This is a genomic window from Citrobacter pasteurii, assembly GCF_019047765.1.
GTDB lineage: Bacteria > Pseudomonadota > Gammaproteobacteria > Enterobacterales > Enterobacteriaceae > Citrobacter > Citrobacter pasteurii.
Genome location: NZ_CP077262.1, coordinates 4,324,698 through 4,339,833, shown reverse-complemented (window position 1 = coordinate 4,339,833; position 15,136 = coordinate 4,324,698). Strand labels below are relative to the sequence as shown.

Sequence of the window (15,136 nt, the reverse complement as noted above, 5' to 3'; positions counted from 1 at the left end):
CGCGACGCATGAAAGCAGCGGTAAAAACGCACAAACCAAAACGCCAGGAAGAACAAGCCAACTTTATCAGTTGGCGTTTTGCGTTACTGTGCGGCTGTATTTTGCTGGCACTGGGTTTTCTGCTGGGGCGCGTTGCCTGGCTGCAAATCATCGCGCCGGACATGCTGGTACGTCAGGGCGACATGCGCTCTCTGCGTGTCCAGGAAGTGTCCACCTCGCGCGGGATGATTACCGACCGCTCTGGTCGTCCACTGGCGGTGAGCGTTCCGGTGAAGGCGATTTGGGCCGACCCAAAAGAGGTGCATGACGCAGGCGGCGTGAGCGTTGGCGAGCGCTGGAGAGCGCTGTCGACGGCGCTGAACCTCCCGCTTGATCAACTGGCTTCCCGCATTAACGCCAATCCGAAAGGGCGCTTTATCTATCTGGCGCGTCAGGTAAACCCTGACATGGCCGACTACATCAAAAAACTGAAGCTGCCAGGGATTCACCTGCGTGAAGAGTCCCGCCGTTACTATCCTTCCGGAGAAGTGACTGCTCACCTCATTGGTTTTACCAACGTCGACAGCCAGGGGATTGAAGGCGTTGAGAAGAGCTTCGACAAATGGCTCACCGGACAGCCGGGTGAACGTATTGTGCGTAAAGACCGCTATGGTCGCGTCATTGAAGATATCTCCTCTACCGATAGCCAGGCGGCGCACAACCTCGCGCTGAGTATCGATGAGCGTTTACAGGCGCTGGTCTACCGTGAACTGAATAACGCCGTGGCGTTCAACAAGGCGGAGTCAGGCAGTGCGGTGCTGGTGGATGTGAACACCGGTGAAGTGCTGGCAATGGCGAACAGCCCGTCTTACAACCCGAACAATCTCACCGGTACGCCGAAAGATGCGATGCGTAACCGTACCATTACCGACGTGTTTGAGCCGGGTTCTACCGTCAAACCGATGGTGGTGATGACCGCGCTGCAGCGTGGCGTGGTACGTGAAAATACCGTGCTTAACACCATTCCTTACCGAATTAATGGCCACGAAATTAAAGACGTGGCGCGTTATAGCGAATTGACCCTTACCGGGGTTTTGCAGAAGTCGAGTAACGTCGGTGTTTCCAAGCTGGCGTTAGCGATGCCGTCCTCAGCGTTAGTAGATACTTACTCACGTTTTGGGCTGGGAAAAGCGACCAATTTGGGGTTGGTCGGAGAACGCAGTGGCTTATATCCTCAAAAACAACGGTGGTCTGACATAGAGAGGGCCACCTTCTCTTTCGGCTACGGGCTAATGGTAACGCCGTTACAGTTAGCGCGAGTCTACGCAACGATCGGCAGTTATGGCGTTTATCGCCCGTTGTCGATTACCAAAGTTGATCCTCCTGTTCCGGGCGAACGTATCTTCCCGGAGGCGACCGTACGCACCGTGGTGCACATGATGGAAAGCGTGGCGCTGCCGGGCGGCGGTGGCGTGAAGGCGGCGATTAAAGGCTATCGCATCGCGATTAAAACCGGTACGGCGAAAAAAGTAGGGCCGGACGGCCGCTACATCAATAAATACATTGCTTATACCGCAGGCGTTGCGCCTGCGAGTCAGCCGCGCTTCGCGCTGGTTGTTGTTATCAACGATCCGCAGGCGGGTAAATATTACGGTGGCGCCGTTTCCGCGCCGGTCTTTGGTGCCATCATGGGCGGCGTTTTGCGCACCATGAACATCGAGCCGGATGCGCTGACAACGGGCGATAAAAATGAATTTGTGAATAATCAAGGCGAGGCAACAGGTGGCAGATCGTAATTTGCGCGACCTTCTTGCTCCATGGGTGCCGGGTGCACCGGAGCGAGCACTGCGAGAGATGACACTCGACAGCCGTGTGGCTGCATCGGGCGATCTCTTTATAGCAGTAGTGGGTCATCAGGCGGACGGGCGTCGATATATCCCGCAGGCGATAGCGCAAGGTGTGGCTGCCATTATTGCAGAGGCAAAAGATGAGGCCGCTGACGGTGAAATCCGTGAAATGCACGGCGTTCCGGTCATCTATCTCAGCCAGCTTAACGAGCGTTTATCTGCACTGGCAGGCCGCTTTTACCACGAGCCATCTGAAAATATGCGTCTGGTCGGTGTGACCGGAACGAACGGTAAAACCACCACTACTCAACTGCTGGCACAGTGGAGCCAACTGCTTGGCGAAACCAGTGCGGTAATGGGCACGGTAGGTAATGGCCTGCTGGGTAAAGTGATCCCGACGGAAAATACCACTGGGTCAGCCGTTGACGTTCAGCATGTGCTGGCGGGTCTGGTTGAACAGGGCGCGACCTTTGGCGCGATGGAAGTTTCATCGCATGGTTTGGTTCAGCACCGCGTGGCGGCGCTGAAATTTGCGGCCTCAGTATTTACCAACTTAAGCCGTGACCATCTCGATTATCACGGCGATATGGAACACTACGAAGCCGCGAAGTGGTTGCTGTATTCCACGCACCACTTTGGGCAGGCTATCGTCAATGCGGATGACGAAGTGGGTCGCCGCTGGCTGGCGAAGCTGCCGGATGCGGTAGCTGTCTCGATGGAAGACCATATCAATCCCAACTGCCACGGTCGTTGGCTGAAAGCCGTTGAAGTGAACTATCACGATAGCGGCGCAACGATTCGCTTTGCCTCTACCTGGGGAGAAGGTGAAATTGAAAGCCGCCTGATGGGTGCGTTTAACGTCAGCAATTTGCTGCTGGCGCTGGCCACTCTGCTGGCGTTGGGGTATCCGTTAGCCGATTTACTGAAAACGGCGGCACGACTGCAGCCAGTCTGCGGGCGCATGGAAGTGTTCAGCGCGCCGGGCAAAACCACCGTGGTGGTTGATTACGCCCATACGCCGGATGCACTTGAAAAAGCGCTCCAGGCGGCCCGTCTGCATTGCACTGGCAAGCTGTGGTGCGTCTTTGGCTGCGGCGGCGATCGCGACAAAGGCAAACGTCCGTTGATGGGGGCTATTGCCGAGCAGTTTGCCGATGTCGTTGTGGTTACGGATGACAACCCACGCACCGAAGAGCCTCGCGCCATTATCAATGACATTCTGGCGGGTATGCTGGATGCCGGGCAGGCAAAAGTAATGGAAGGCCGTGCTGAAGCGGTCACTAGCGCCATCATGCAAGCGAAAGAAAATGACGTGGTGCTGGTCGCTGGCAAAGGTCATGAAGACTACCAGATTGTCGGCGCACACCGTCTCGACTACTCCGACCGCGTGACGGCAGCACGTCTGCTGGGAGTTATCGCATGATTAGCGTAACGCTCAGCCAACTGGCGGAAATTCTCCGTGGCGAACTGAAAGGAGTCGATCTGACCCTTGATGCGGTGACAACCGATACGCGTAAAGTGACGCCAGGCTGCCTGTTTGTGGCGCTGAAAGGCGAACGCTTTGATGCCCATGATTTTGCCGACAAGGCGCAAGAGAGCGGGGCGGGTGCGCTGTTGGTCAGCCGTCCTTTGGACACCGACCTGCCGCAGCTGATTGTTAACGATACGCGTCTGGCGTTTGGTGAACTGGCGGCGTGGGTTCGCGCTCAGGTTCCGGCTCGTGTGGTGGCGCTTACCGGCTCTTCCGGTAAAACGTCCGTTAAAGAGATGACGGCCTCCATTCTGAGCAAGTGTGGCAACACGTTATATACCGCGGGCAACCTGAATAACGACATCGGCGTACCGATGACGCTGCTGCGCTTAAACAACGATTACGACTATGCCGTTATTGAACTTGGCGCCAATCACCAGGGTGAAATCGCCTGGACCGTTGGGTTGACGCGTCCGGAAGCGGCGCTGGTGAACAACCTGGCCGCTGCGCATCTGGAAGGCTTCGGCTCTCTGGCGGGCGTGGCGAAGGCAAAAGGTGAGATTTTTACCGGCCTGTCAGCGAACGGTATCGCCATTATGAATGCCGACAACAACGACTGGCTGAACTGGCAGAGCATTATTGGCGATCGCAAAGTCTGGCGTTTTTCGCCGAATGCGGCTAACAGCGACTTTTCGGCGGCCAACGTACATGTGACCTCACACGGCACGGAGTTTTCGTTGCAAACGCCAACCGGAAGCATTGATGTTCTGCTACCGCTGCCGGGTCGCCATAACATTGCTAACGCCCTGGCGGCGGCTGCACTCGCGATGGCGGTAGGCGCGACGCACGAAGCAGTGAAAGCGGGTCTGAAGGATTTGCAAGCGGTCCCGGGGCGTCTGTTCCCGATTCAACTGGCAGAAAACCAGTTGCTGCTGGACGACTCCTATAACGCTAACGTCGGATCAATGACCGCAGCGGTACAGGTGCTGTCCGAAATGCCCGGCTACCGCGTGTTGGTGGTTGGCGATATGGCAGAGCTTGGCGCGGAAAGCGAAGCATGTCACGTGCAGGTGGGTATCGCCGCGAAGGCGGCGGGTATCGACTGTGTGCTGAGTACAGGGAAACTGAGTCAGGCAATTAGCCATGCCAGCGGCGTTGGTGAGCATTTTGCGGATAAAACCGCGCTGACCGCACATCTTAAAGCGCTGATTGCAGAACATCAGATCATGACGATTTTAGTGAAGGGTTCACGTAGTGCCGCCATGGAAGAGGTAGTACGCGCATTACAGGAGAATGGGACATGTTAGTTTGGCTGGCCGAACATTTGGTCAAATATTATTCCGGCTTTAACGTCTTTTCCTATCTGACGTTTCGCGCCATCGTCAGCCTGCTGACCGCGCTGTTCATCTCTTTGTGGATGGGCCCGCGTATGATTGCCCGCTTGCAAAAAATGTCATTTGGTCAGGTCGTGCGTAATGACGGCCCAGAATCACACTTTAGTAAACGTGGTACGCCGACCATGGGCGGCATCATGATCCTCACCGCGATTGTTATCTCCGTGCTGCTGTGGGCCTACCCATCCAACCCGTACGTGTGGTGCGTGCTGGTGGTGCTGATTGGCTACGGCATTATCGGTTTTGTCGATGACTACCGCAAAGTGGTGCGTAAAGACACCAAAGGCCTGATAGCGCGCTGGAAATATTTCTGGATGTCGGTCATTGCATTAGGGGTCGCGTTTGCGCTGTATCTGGCAGGAAAAGACACCCCGGCAACTGAACTGGTGGTGCCGTTCTTTAAAGATGTCATGCCGCAACTGGGGCTGTTCTACATCCTGCTGGCGTACTTCGTCATTGTCGGTACCGGGAATGCGGTAAACCTTACCGACGGCCTGGATGGCCTGGCCATTATGCCGACCGTGTTTGTGGCCGCCGGTTTTGCGCTGGTGGCATGGGCGACCGGTAATATGAACTTTGCTAACTATCTGCACATTCCTTATTTACGCCATGCAGGCGAACTGGTGATCGTCTGTACGGCGATTGTCGGCGCGGGATTAGGTTTCCTGTGGTTTAACACCTATCCGGCGCAGGTCTTTATGGGTGACGTCGGTTCACTGGCGCTGGGTGGCGCGCTGGGCATTATTGCCGTACTGCTGCGTCAGGAGTTCCTGCTGGTGATTATGGGCGGTGTCTTCGTGGTGGAAACCCTGTCGGTCATTCTGCAGGTTGGCTCCTTTAAGCTGCGCGGACAGCGCATCTTCCGTATGGCGCCGATTCACCATCACTATGAATTGAAGGGCTGGCCGGAACCGCGCGTGATTGTGCGCTTCTGGATTATTTCGCTGATGCTGGTGCTGATTGGCCTGGCAACGCTGAAGGTACGTTAATCATGGCTGATTACCAGGGTAAAAAAGTCGTCATTATCGGTCTGGGGTTGACCGGACTGTCCTGCGTGGATTTCTTCTTGGCGCGTGGCGTGACGCCGCGCGTAATGGATACCCGTGCGACGCCGCCTGGCCTGGATAAATTACCGGAAGCGGTTGAGCGTCATGTTGGCAGTCTGAATGATGACTGGCTGCTGGCCGCTGATTTAATCGTCGCCAGCCCCGGTATTGCCCTGGCGCACCCTTCGTTGAGCGCTGCTGCTGATGCAGGGATTGAAATTGTTGGCGACATTGAGCTGTTCTGCCGCGAAGCGCAGGCGCCGATCGTCGCGATCACCGGTTCAAACGGTAAAAGTACCGTTACGACGCTGGTTGGCGAAATGGCGAAAGCGGCCGGAGTAAACGTCGGTGTTGGCGGTAATATCGGTCTGCCGGCGCTGATGCTGCTGGATGACGAACGTGAGCTGTATGTTCTGGAGCTGTCCAGCTTCCAACTGGAGACAACCTCCAGCTTACGGGCTGTCGCGGCCACCATTTTGAACGTCACTGAAGATCATATGGACCGTTATCCGTTTGGACTGCAGCAGTACCGTGCAGCCAAACTGCGCGTCTATGAGAACGCGAAAGTATGCGTGGTCAATGCGGATGATGCGCTGACTATGCCGGTTCGTGGTGCAGATGAGCGTTGCGTGAGCTTTGGCGTCAATATGGGGGACTATCACCTTAATCGTCAGCAGGGCGAAACCTGGCTGCGGGTGAAAGGGGAAAAAGTCCTCAACGTGAAAGAGATGACGCTTTCCGGTCAGCATAACTATACCAACGCCCTGGCTGCGCTGGCGCTGGCGGATGCCGCAGGTTTACCACGGGCGTCGAGCCTGAAAGCGCTGACCACCTTTACCGGCCTGGCGCACCGTTTCCAGTTGGTACTGAATCATAACGGCGTGCGTTGGATCAATGATTCAAAAGCGACCAACGTCGGCAGCACTGAAGCCGCGCTGAATGGCCTGCACGTTGACGGCACGCTGCACCTGCTGCTGGGCGGCGACGGAAAATCCGCTGACTTTATGCCGCTGCAACGTTACCTGACCGGCAACAACATTCGTCTGTACTGCTTTGGCCGCGATGGCGCACAGCTTGCCGCTCTGCGACCTGAGATTGCGGAACAAACTGAAACCATGGAACAGGCGATGCGTCTGCTTGCGCCGCGCGTGAAGCCGGGCGATATGGTGCTGCTGTCGCCAGCCTGCGCCAGCCTCGATCAGTTCAAGAACTTTGAGCAACGTGGCGACGTCTTTACCCACCTGGCGAAGGAGTTGGGTTGATGCGCTTATCTCTCCCTCGTCTGAGACTGCCGCGCTTACCGGGACTGGGTGTCCTGGCGTGGATCTTTGCGGCGCTTAAAGGCTGGGTGATGGCTTCGCGTGATAAAGACGCCGACAGCCTGATCATGTATGACCGCATGCTGCTGTGGCTGACCTTTGGTCTGGCGGCGATCGGCTTCGTGATGGTGACATCAGCATCGATGCCCGTAGGACAACGCCTGGCGGGCGATCCTTTCCTGTTTGCTAAGCGTGACGCGTTGTACATCTTCCTCGCGTTTTGTCTGGCGATGGTCACGCTGCGTCTGCCGATGGAGTTCTGGCAAAAGTACAGTACGACGATGCTGATAGCCTCAATCATCATGCTGCTGATCGTGCTGGTTGTAGGCAGCTCGGTTAACGGGGCGTCGCGCTGGATTGCGTTGGGGCCGCTGCGTATTCAGCCTGCGGAGTTTACCAAGCTGTCGTTGTTCTGTTACCTCGCCAACTACCTCGTGCGTAAGGTGGATGAGGTGCGTAACAACCTGCGCGGTTTCTTAAAGCCGATGGGCGTGATCCTGGTGCTGGCTATTTTACTGCTGGCGCAGCCCGATCTGGGTACGGTGGTGGTGCTGTTTGTCACGACCCTGGCGATGCTGTTTCTGGCGGGCGCGAAACTGTGGCAGTTCATCGCCATCATCGGCATGGGGATTTCGGCGGTCGTACTGCTGATCCTTGCCGAGCCGTATCGTATTCGCCGCGTAACTTCCTTCTGGAACCCATGGGAAGATCCGTTTGGCAGCGGTTACCAGCTGACGCAATCCCTGATGGCCTTTGGTCGCGGTGAGGTTTGGGGACAGGGCTTAGGTAATTCAGTACAAAAACTGGAGTATTTACCTGAAGCGCACACCGACTTCATCTTCGCCATCATTGGGGAGGAGCTGGGTTATATCGGTGTGGTATTGGCACTTTTAATGGTATTCTTCGTCGCTTTTCGCGCGATGTCGATCGGTCGTAAGGCGCTGGAAATTGACCACCGTTTTTCAGGTTTCTTAGCCTGCTCCATCGGGATTTGGTTTAGCTTCCAGGCGCTGGTAAACGTCGGCGCGGCGGCAGGTATGCTGCCAACCAAAGGTCTGACGCTGCCGCTGATCAGTTATGGTGGTTCCAGTTTGTTGATCATGTCGACGGCCATCATATTTTTGTTACGTATTGATTATGAAACGCGTCTGGAAAAAGCCCAGGCGTTTACACGAGGTGCACGATGAGTGGTCAACCGAAGCGGTTAATGGTGATGGCGGGCGGTACCGGTGGACATGTCTTCCCGGGGCTGGCGGTCGCGCATCATTTAATGGCCCAGGGCTGGCAGGTTCGTTGGCTGGGCACCGCCGATCGTATGGAAGCGGACTTAGTGCCGAAACACGGCATTGACATTGATTTTATTCGCATCTCCGGTTTGCGTGGCAAAGGCGTTAACGCACTGCTGGCTGCACCTGTACGTATTTTTAATGCCTGGCGTCAGGCGCGCGCCATCATGAAGCAGTTTAAGCCTGATGTGGTGCTGGGTATGGGCGGCTACGTGTCCGGTCCTGGCGGTCTGGCGGCCTGGTCATTAGGCATTCCGGTGGTTCTGCATGAGCAGAACGGCATTGCGGGATTAACCAACAAGTGGCTGGCGAAAATTGCAACGAAGGTAATGCAGGCTTTTCCTGGCGCTTTCCCGAATGCGGACGTGGTGGGGAATCCAGTGCGAACTGATGTCCTTGCATTGCCGTTACCCGAAGAACGTCTGGCTGGGCGTGAAGGTCCGGTTCGCGTGCTGGTCGTCGGGGGATCTCAGGGTGCACGCGTATTGAACCAGACGATGCCGCAGGTTGCCGCAAAGCTTGGCGATGCGGTGACTATCTGGCATCAGAGCGGCAAAGGCGCGCAGCAAACCGTTGAGCAGGCTTATGCCGACGCGGGACAACCGCAGCACAAGGTCACTGAGTTTATTGATGATATGGCAGCCGCCTACGCGTGGGCAGATGTCGTAGTGTGTCGCTCAGGCGCGCTGACAGTGAGCGAAATTGCCGCCGCAGGTTTGCCGGCGCTGTTTGTGCCGTTCCAGCACAAAGACAGACAGCAGTACTGGAATGCGCTGCCGCTGGAGAAAGTGGGCGCTGCCAAAATTCTTGAGCAGCCGCAGTTTACTGTGGATGCCGTCGCTAACACCCTTGCCGGGTGGTCGCGAGAAACCTTATTAACCATGGCAGAACGTGCGCGCGCCGCATCCATACCGGATGCCACAGAGCGGGTTGCAACTGAAGTGAGCCGGGCTGCCCGGGCGTAATTGTGGTGATGCCTTTTGCATCGCATGAACTAAGAAGTTAATGGCTAAAGAATGAATACACAACAACTGGCAAAACTGCGTTCCATCGTGCCCGAAATGCGTCGCGTTCGGCACATCCACTTTGTCGGCATCGGTGGTGCCGGTATGGGCGGTATTGCCGAAGTTTTGGCCAATGAAGGTTATCAGATCAGCGGTTCTGACCTGGCGCCGAATCCGGTTACGCAGCAGTTGACGAATCTGGGCGCCACGATTTTCTTTAATCATCGCCCGGAAAACGTGCGTGATGCGAGCGTGGTGGTGGTGTCCAGCGCTATTTCTGCGGATAACCCGGAAATTGTTGCGGCCCATGAAGCGCGTATTCCGGTGATCCGTCGTGCTGAAATGTTGGCTGAATTAATGCGTTTTCGTCACGGTATCGCCATTGCCGGGACCCACGGTAAAACCACAACCACCGCGATGGTCTCCAGCATTTACGCGGAAGCGGGACTGGATCCGACCTTTGTCAACGGCGGACTGGTGAAGGCGGCAGGCGTACATGCGCGCTTAGGCCATAGCCGTTATTTGATTGCGGAAGCCGATGAGAGCGATGCGTCGTTCCTGCATTTGCAGCCGATGGTGGCGATTGTCACCAACATCGAAGCTGACCATATGGATACCTACCATGGCGACTTCGAAAATTTAAAGCAGACGTTTATTAATTTCCTGCATAACTTGCCGTTTTATGGTCGTGCGGTGATGTGCGTTGACGATCCGGTGATCCGCGAGCTGTTACCGCGCGTCGGGCGTCAAACCACAACCTATGGTTTCAGCGACGATGCCGATGTGCGCGTTGAAGATTACCAGCAGATTGGTCCACAAGGGCACTTCACGCTGCTGCGTCAGGGGATGGCCGATTTACGTGTGACGTTGAACGCGCCTGGCCGTCACAATGCCTTGAACGCGGCGGCTGCCGTGGCAGTGGCAACGGAAGAGGGTATTGAAGACGACGCGATCCTGCGCGCGCTGGAAAGTTTCCAGGGCACCGGACGCCGTTTTGACTTCCTCGGCGAATTCCCGCTTGAGCCAGTCAACGGTAAAACCGGGACGGCGATGCTGGTCGATGACTATGGCCATCACCCAACGGAAGTCGATGCCACGATCAAAGCCGCGCGCGCGGGCTGGCCGGACAAAAATCTGGTAATGCTGTTCCAGCCGCATCGGTTCACGCGTACGCGCGATCTGTACGACGACTTTGCCAACGTGCTGACTCAGGTCGATGCGCTGTTGATGTTGGATGTGTATGCCGCGGGCGAAGCCGCGATTCCGGGGGCAGACAGCCGCTCGCTGTGCCGTACCATTCGTGGTCGCGGTAAGATCGATCCTATTCTGGTGTCCGATCCGGCCCAGGTAGCGGAAATGCTGGCGCCGGTATTAACCGGCAACGATCTGATTTTGGTGCAAGGTGCTGGAAATATCGGCAAAATCGCGCGTTCCTTAGCTGAAATCAAACTGAAGCCGCAAAACCCGGAGGAAGAACAACATGGCTGATAAAATCGCGGTTCTGTTAGGGGGCACCTCCGCAGAACGAGAAGTGTCGCTGAATTCTGGCGCGGCTGTGCTGGCAGGGTTACGTGAAGGTGGTGTCGATGCCCATCCGGTTGATCCGAAAGAGGTTGATGTCACTCTTTTGAAATCAATGGGTTTTCAGAAGGTGTTTATTGCGCTGCACGGTCGTGGCGGGGAAGATGGCACGTTGCAGGGCATGCTGGAGCAAATTGGCCTGCCGTATACCGGCAGCGGCGTTATGGCATCGGCTATCTCAATGGACAAACTGCGCAGCAAGCTGCTGTGGCAGGGCGCAGGTTTACCCGTTGCGCCATGGGTTGCATTGACCCGCACTGAGTTCGAAAAAGGTCTTAGCAATGAATCGGTTACAAAAATTTCTGCGTTAGGCTTGCCGTTGATTGTGAAGCCAAGCCGTGAAGGCTCCAGCGTAGGGATGTCAAAAGTTGAAGAAGAAAATGCTTTGCAGGGTGCATTAGCATTGGCTTTTCAGCATGATGAAGAAGTACTGATCGAAAAATGGCTCAGTGGGCCGGAATTTACAGTTGCGATACTTGGTGAAGAAATTTTACCGTCAATACGTATCCAACCCGCGGGAACCTTCTATGATTATGAGGCGAAGTATCTGTCTGATGAGACACAATATTTCTGCCCCGCAGGTCTGGAAGTCGAACAAGAGACCCGTTTGCAGGAATTAGTCCTGAAAGCATGGACCGCATTGGGCTGTAAAGGTTGGGGCCGTATTGACGTCATGCTGGACAGCGATGACCAGTTTTATCTGCTGGAAGCCAATACCTCTCCGGGTATGACCAGCCACAGCCTGGTGCCGATGGCGGCGCGTCAGGCGGGCCTGAGCTTCTCGCAGTTGGTGGTACGAATTCTGGCGTTGGCGGACTGATATGTCGCAGGCTGCGCTGAACACGCGAAACGGTGATGAAGAAGAAGTCAATTCCTCACGCCGCAATAATGGAACGCGTCTTGCAGGAATACTGTTTCTGCTGACAGTGCTGTGCACCGTGTTTGTTAGCGGCTGGGTCGTGTTGGGATGGATGGAAGATGCGCAGCGTTTGCCATTGTCAAAACTGGTGTTAACCGGCGAACGGCATTATACGCGCAATGACGATATCCGGCAGTCCATCCTGGCGCTGGGCGCTCCGGGAACCTTTATGACTCAGGATGTGAACATCATCCAGAGCCAGATTGAACGTCTCCCCTGGATCAAACAGGCGAGCGTCAGAAAGCAATGGCCTGATGAATTGAAGATTCATCTGGTTGAATATGTGCCGATAGCGCGTTGGAATGACCAACATATGGTGGATGCCGAAGGAAATACGTTCAGCGTCCCAACCGGTCGGGCCAATAAGCAGGTATTACCTATGTTGTACGGGCCAGAAGGCAGCGCGAGTGAAGTGTTGCAAGGGTTCCGTGATATGGGGCAGGTGCTGGCTAAGGATAGATTCACCCTGAAGGAAGCGGCGATGACCGCTCGTCGTTCCTGGCAGTTGACGCTGAATAACGATATTAAGCTCAATCTGGGCAGGGGCGATACGATAAAACGTTTGGCTCGCTTTGTGGAACTCTACCCGGTTTTACAGCAGCAGGCGCAAACCGATGGCAAACGGATTAGCTACGTTGATTTGCGTTATGACTCAGGAGCGGCAGTAGGCTGGGTTCCCTTGCCTCCTGAGGAATCTAATCAGCAACAGAATCAGGCACAGGCAGAACAACAATGATCAAGGCGACGGACAGAAAACTGGTAGTTGGACTGGAGATTGGCACCGCGAAGGTAGCCGCTTTAGTAGGGGAAGTTCTGCCCGACGGTATGGTCAATATCATTGGCGTGGGCAGTTGCCCATCGCGAGGTATGGATAAAGGCGGGGTGAACGACCTGGAGTCAGTGGTGAAATGCGTACAGCGCGCCATTGACCAGGCTGAACTGATGGCAGATTGCCAGATTTCCTCAGTGTATCTGGCGCTTTCTGGTAAACATATTAGCTGTCAGAATGAAATTGGTATGGTGCCCATTTCCGAAGAGGAAGTGACCCAGGAAGATGTGGAAAATGTTGTGCATACGGCAAAATCCGTGCGTGTGCGCGATGAACATCGTGTACTGCACGTTATTCCACAGGAATACGCCATTGACTACCAGGAAGGCATTAAAAATCCGGTCGGTCTTTCCGGCGTGCGTATGCAGGCAAAAGTACATCTGATTACCTGTCACAACGACATGGCGAAGAACATCGTCAAAGCCGTTGAACGCTGTGGCCTGAAAGTTGACCAACTGATATTTGCCGGGTTGGCAGCCAGTTATTCCGTGTTAACGGAAGACGAACGTGAGCTGGGTGTCTGCGTGGTCGATATTGGTGGTGGTACAATGGACATCGCCGTTTATACTGGCGGGGCGTTGCGCCATACCAAAGTAATCCCTTATGCAGGGAATGTGGTCACCAGCGATATCGCGTATGCCTTTGGTACGCCGCCGAGCGATGCGGAAGCCATTAAAGTTCGTCATGGTTGTGCGCTGGGTTCTATCGTTGGCAAAGATGAGAGCGTTGAAGTGCCAAGCGTCGGTGGTCGTCCGCCACGCAGTCTGCAACGTCAGACTCTGGCTGAGGTCATTGAGCCGCGTTATACCGAGCTGCTTAACCTGGTCAACGAAGAAATTTTGCAATTACAGGAACAACTTCGCCAGCAAGGTGTGAAACATCATCTGGCGGCGGGGATTGTGTTAACCGGTGGTGCTGCGCAAATTGAAGGTCTTGCGGCCTGCGCTCAGCGCGTGTTCCATACCCAGGTACGTATTGGCGCGCCGCTGAATATTACCGGTCTGACAGATTATGCCCAGGAGCCGTATTATTCAACGGCAGTGGGGCTGCTTCACTACGGGAAAGAATCCCATTTAAGTGGTGAAGCTGAAGTTGAAAAACGTGTAACGGCATCAGTTGGCTCGTGGATTAAACGACTCAATAGCTGGCTGAGAAAAGAGTTTTAATTTTTAAAGAGACCGACGCACATTAACGGTCTCAGGCGACAGGCACAACGGAGAGAGAAACTATGTTTGAACCTATGGAACTGACCAATGACGCGGTGATTAAAGTCATCGGCGTCGGCGGCGGCGGCGGTAATGCCGTTGAACACATGGTGCGTGAGCGCATCGAAGGTGTTGAATTCTTCGCGGTGAATACCGACGCTCAGGCGTTGCGTAAAACGGCGGTTGGACAGACCATTCAGATTGGTAGCGGCATCACCAAAGGTCTGGGCGCGGGTGCGAACCCGGAAGTCGGCCGTAATGCGGCAGACGAAGATCGTGAAGCTCTGCGTGCAGCGCTTGACGGGGCAGACATGGTGTTTATCGCAGCAGGCATGGGCGGCGGTACCGGTACCGGTGCAGCGCCAGTGGTTGCTGAAGTAGCAAAAGATTTAGGTATCCTGACCGTTGCTGTCGTGACCAAACCGTTCAACTTTGAAGGCAAGAAGCGTATGGCATTCGCGGAGCAGGGTATCACCGAGCTGTCCAAACACGTGGACTCTCTGATCACTATCCCGAACGACAAACTGCTGAAAGTGCTGGGTCGCGGTATCTCCCTGCTGGATGCGTTTGGCGCAGCGAATGACGTGCTGAAAGGCGCAGTCCAGGGTATCGCTGAATTGATTACCCGTCCGGGCCTGATGAACGTCGACTTTGCCGACGTGCGCACCGTGATGTCCGAAATGGGCTACGCGATGATGGGTTCTGGTGTGGCGAGCGGTGAAGACCGTGCAGAAGAAGCGGCTGAAATGGCTATCTCTTCTCCGCTGCTGGAAGACATCGATCTGTCCGGCGCACGCGGCGTGCTGGTCAACATTACTGCGGGCTTCGACCTGCGTCTGGATGAGTTTGAAACCGTGGGTAACACCATCCGTGCCTTTGCATCGGATAACGCGACCGTGGTAATCGGTACCTCTCTGGACCCGGATATGAACGACGAACTGCGCGTAACCGTTGTTGCGACTGGAATTGGTATGGACAAGCGTCCTGAAATCACTCTGGTAACCAACAAGCAGGTACAGCAGCCGGTCATGGATCGTTACCAGCAGCACGGTATGGCGCCGTTGACGCAAGAACAGAAGCCGGTAGCGAAAGTGGTTAACGACAATACGCCGCAAACCACTAAAGAGCCGGATTATCTGGATATCCCTGCATTCCTGCGTAAGCAAGCTGATTAAGAATTAGCTGGAATTTGGGAATCTGCGCTCTTTGTGCTAAACTGGCCCGCCGAATGTATAGTACACTTCGGTTGGATAGTT

At 55.3% G+C, this 15,136-nt stretch carries 12 protein-coding genes; all 12 read left to right on the top strand.

Annotated elements, in window-relative coordinates; translation table 11 throughout:
- Positions 1 to 8: 8 nt before the first annotated feature.
- The 12 genes from ftsI (at position 9) to ftsZ (ending at position 15,055) form a co-directional block, all read left to right on the top strand.
- Complete coding sequence (gene ftsI / locus I6L54_RS20990; protein ID WP_040229974.1) at positions 9 to 1,775, top strand: peptidoglycan glycosyltransferase FtsI; 1,767 nt, start codon at positions 9 to 11, stop codon at positions 1,773 to 1,775.
- On the top strand, positions 1,762 to 3,249 hold the full coding sequence (murE, locus tag I6L54_RS20985; protein ID WP_040229975.1) for a UDP-N-acetylmuramoyl-L-alanyl-D-glutamate--2,6-diaminopimelate ligase: 1,488 nt from the start codon (positions 1,762 to 1,764) through the stop codon (positions 3,247 to 3,249). Before ftsI ends, murE begins: the two co-directional genes overlap by 14 nt.
- Positions 3,246 to 4,604, top strand: a complete 1,359-nt coding sequence (gene murF / locus I6L54_RS20980; RefSeq protein WP_005124608.1) for a UDP-N-acetylmuramoyl-tripeptide--D-alanyl-D-alanine ligase — start codon at positions 3,246 to 3,248, stop codon at positions 4,602 to 4,604. Before murE ends, murF begins: the two co-directional genes overlap by 4 nt.
- Positions 4,598 to 5,680 carry a phospho-N-acetylmuramoyl-pentapeptide-transferase gene (gene mraY, locus I6L54_RS20975; RefSeq protein WP_005124610.1) on the top strand — a complete coding sequence of 361 codons (1,083 nt, stop codon included), beginning with the start codon at positions 4,598 to 4,600 and terminating at the stop codon, positions 5,678 to 5,680. The genes murF and mraY overlap by 7 nt, the downstream gene beginning before the upstream one ends.
- Before the next feature lie 2 nt (positions 5,681 to 5,682).
- Positions 5,683 to 6,999, top strand: a complete 1,317-nt coding sequence (murD, locus tag I6L54_RS20970; RefSeq protein ID WP_005124612.1) for a UDP-N-acetylmuramoyl-L-alanine--D-glutamate ligase — start codon at positions 5,683 to 5,685, stop codon at positions 6,997 to 6,999.
- A complete protein-coding gene (gene ftsW, locus I6L54_RS20965; protein WP_040229976.1) occupies positions 6,999 to 8,243 on the top strand; it encodes a cell division protein FtsW in 1,245 nt (414 codons plus the stop codon). Before murD ends, ftsW begins: the two co-directional genes overlap by 1 nt.
- Entirely contained in the window at positions 8,240 to 9,307 is a 1,068-nt protein-coding gene (murG, locus tag I6L54_RS20960) for an undecaprenyldiphospho-muramoylpentapeptide beta-N-acetylglucosaminyltransferase (protein ID WP_040229977.1), read from the top strand. Before ftsW ends, murG begins: the two co-directional genes overlap by 4 nt.
- A gap of 51 nt (positions 9,308 to 9,358) precedes the next feature.
- Positions 9,359 to 10,834: a UDP-N-acetylmuramate--L-alanine ligase gene (gene murC / locus I6L54_RS20955; protein WP_005124616.1), complete on the top strand. Its 1,476-nt coding sequence runs from the start codon at positions 9,359 to 9,361 to the stop codon at positions 10,832 to 10,834.
- Complete coding sequence (locus tag I6L54_RS20950) at positions 10,827 to 11,747, top strand: D-alanine--D-alanine ligase (RefSeq protein ID WP_040229978.1); 921 nt, start codon at positions 10,827 to 10,829, stop codon at positions 11,745 to 11,747. Before murC ends, I6L54_RS20950 begins: the two co-directional genes overlap by 8 nt.
- Before the next feature lies 1 nt (position 11,748).
- The gene (gene ftsQ, locus I6L54_RS20945; RefSeq protein WP_003018758.1) at positions 11,749 to 12,582 is read left to right on the top strand and encodes a cell division protein FtsQ; all 834 of its coding nucleotides are present in this window, start codon (positions 11,749 to 11,751) and stop codon (positions 12,580 to 12,582) included.
- Positions 12,579 to 13,841 carry a cell division protein FtsA gene (gene ftsA, locus I6L54_RS20940; protein ID WP_003018755.1) on the top strand — a complete coding sequence of 421 codons (1,263 nt, stop codon included), beginning with the start codon at positions 12,579 to 12,581 and terminating at the stop codon, positions 13,839 to 13,841. Before ftsQ ends, ftsA begins: the two co-directional genes overlap by 4 nt.
- Positions 13,842 to 13,903: 62 nt before the next feature.
- Positions 13,904 to 15,055: a cell division protein FtsZ gene (gene ftsZ / locus I6L54_RS20935; RefSeq protein WP_003018753.1), complete on the top strand. Its 1,152-nt coding sequence runs from the start codon at positions 13,904 to 13,906 to the stop codon at positions 15,053 to 15,055.
- Positions 15,056 to 15,136 lie beyond the last annotated feature (81 nt).

Coding starts and splice junctions, on each gene's coding strand:
- murF (WP_005124608.1), top strand. CDS start 3,246: ATGATTAGCGTAACGCTCAGCCAACTGGCGGAAATTCTCCGTGGCGAA.
- ftsI (WP_040229974.1), top strand. CDS start 9: ATGAAAGCAGCGGTAAAAACGCACAAACCAAAACGCCAGGAAGAACAA.
- murC (WP_005124616.1), top strand. CDS start 9,359: ATGAATACACAACAACTGGCAAAACTGCGTTCCATCGTGCCCGAAATG.
- ftsZ (WP_003018753.1), top strand. CDS start 13,904: ATGTTTGAACCTATGGAACTGACCAATGACGCGGTGATTAAAGTCATC.
- murD (WP_005124612.1), top strand. CDS start 5,683: ATGGCTGATTACCAGGGTAAAAAAGTCGTCATTATCGGTCTGGGGTTG.
- mraY (WP_005124610.1), top strand. CDS start 4,598: ATGTTAGTTTGGCTGGCCGAACATTTGGTCAAATATTATTCCGGCTTT.
- ftsA (WP_003018755.1), top strand. CDS start 12,579: ATGATCAAGGCGACGGACAGAAAACTGGTAGTTGGACTGGAGATTGGC.
- I6L54_RS20950 (WP_040229978.1), top strand. CDS start 10,827: ATGGCTGATAAAATCGCGGTTCTGTTAGGGGGCACCTCCGCAGAACGA.
- murG (WP_040229977.1), top strand. CDS start 8,240: ATGAGTGGTCAACCGAAGCGGTTAATGGTGATGGCGGGCGGTACCGGT.
- ftsW (WP_040229976.1), top strand. CDS start 6,999: ATGCGCTTATCTCTCCCTCGTCTGAGACTGCCGCGCTTACCGGGACTG.
- ftsQ (WP_003018758.1), top strand. CDS start 11,749: ATGTCGCAGGCTGCGCTGAACACGCGAAACGGTGATGAAGAAGAAGTC.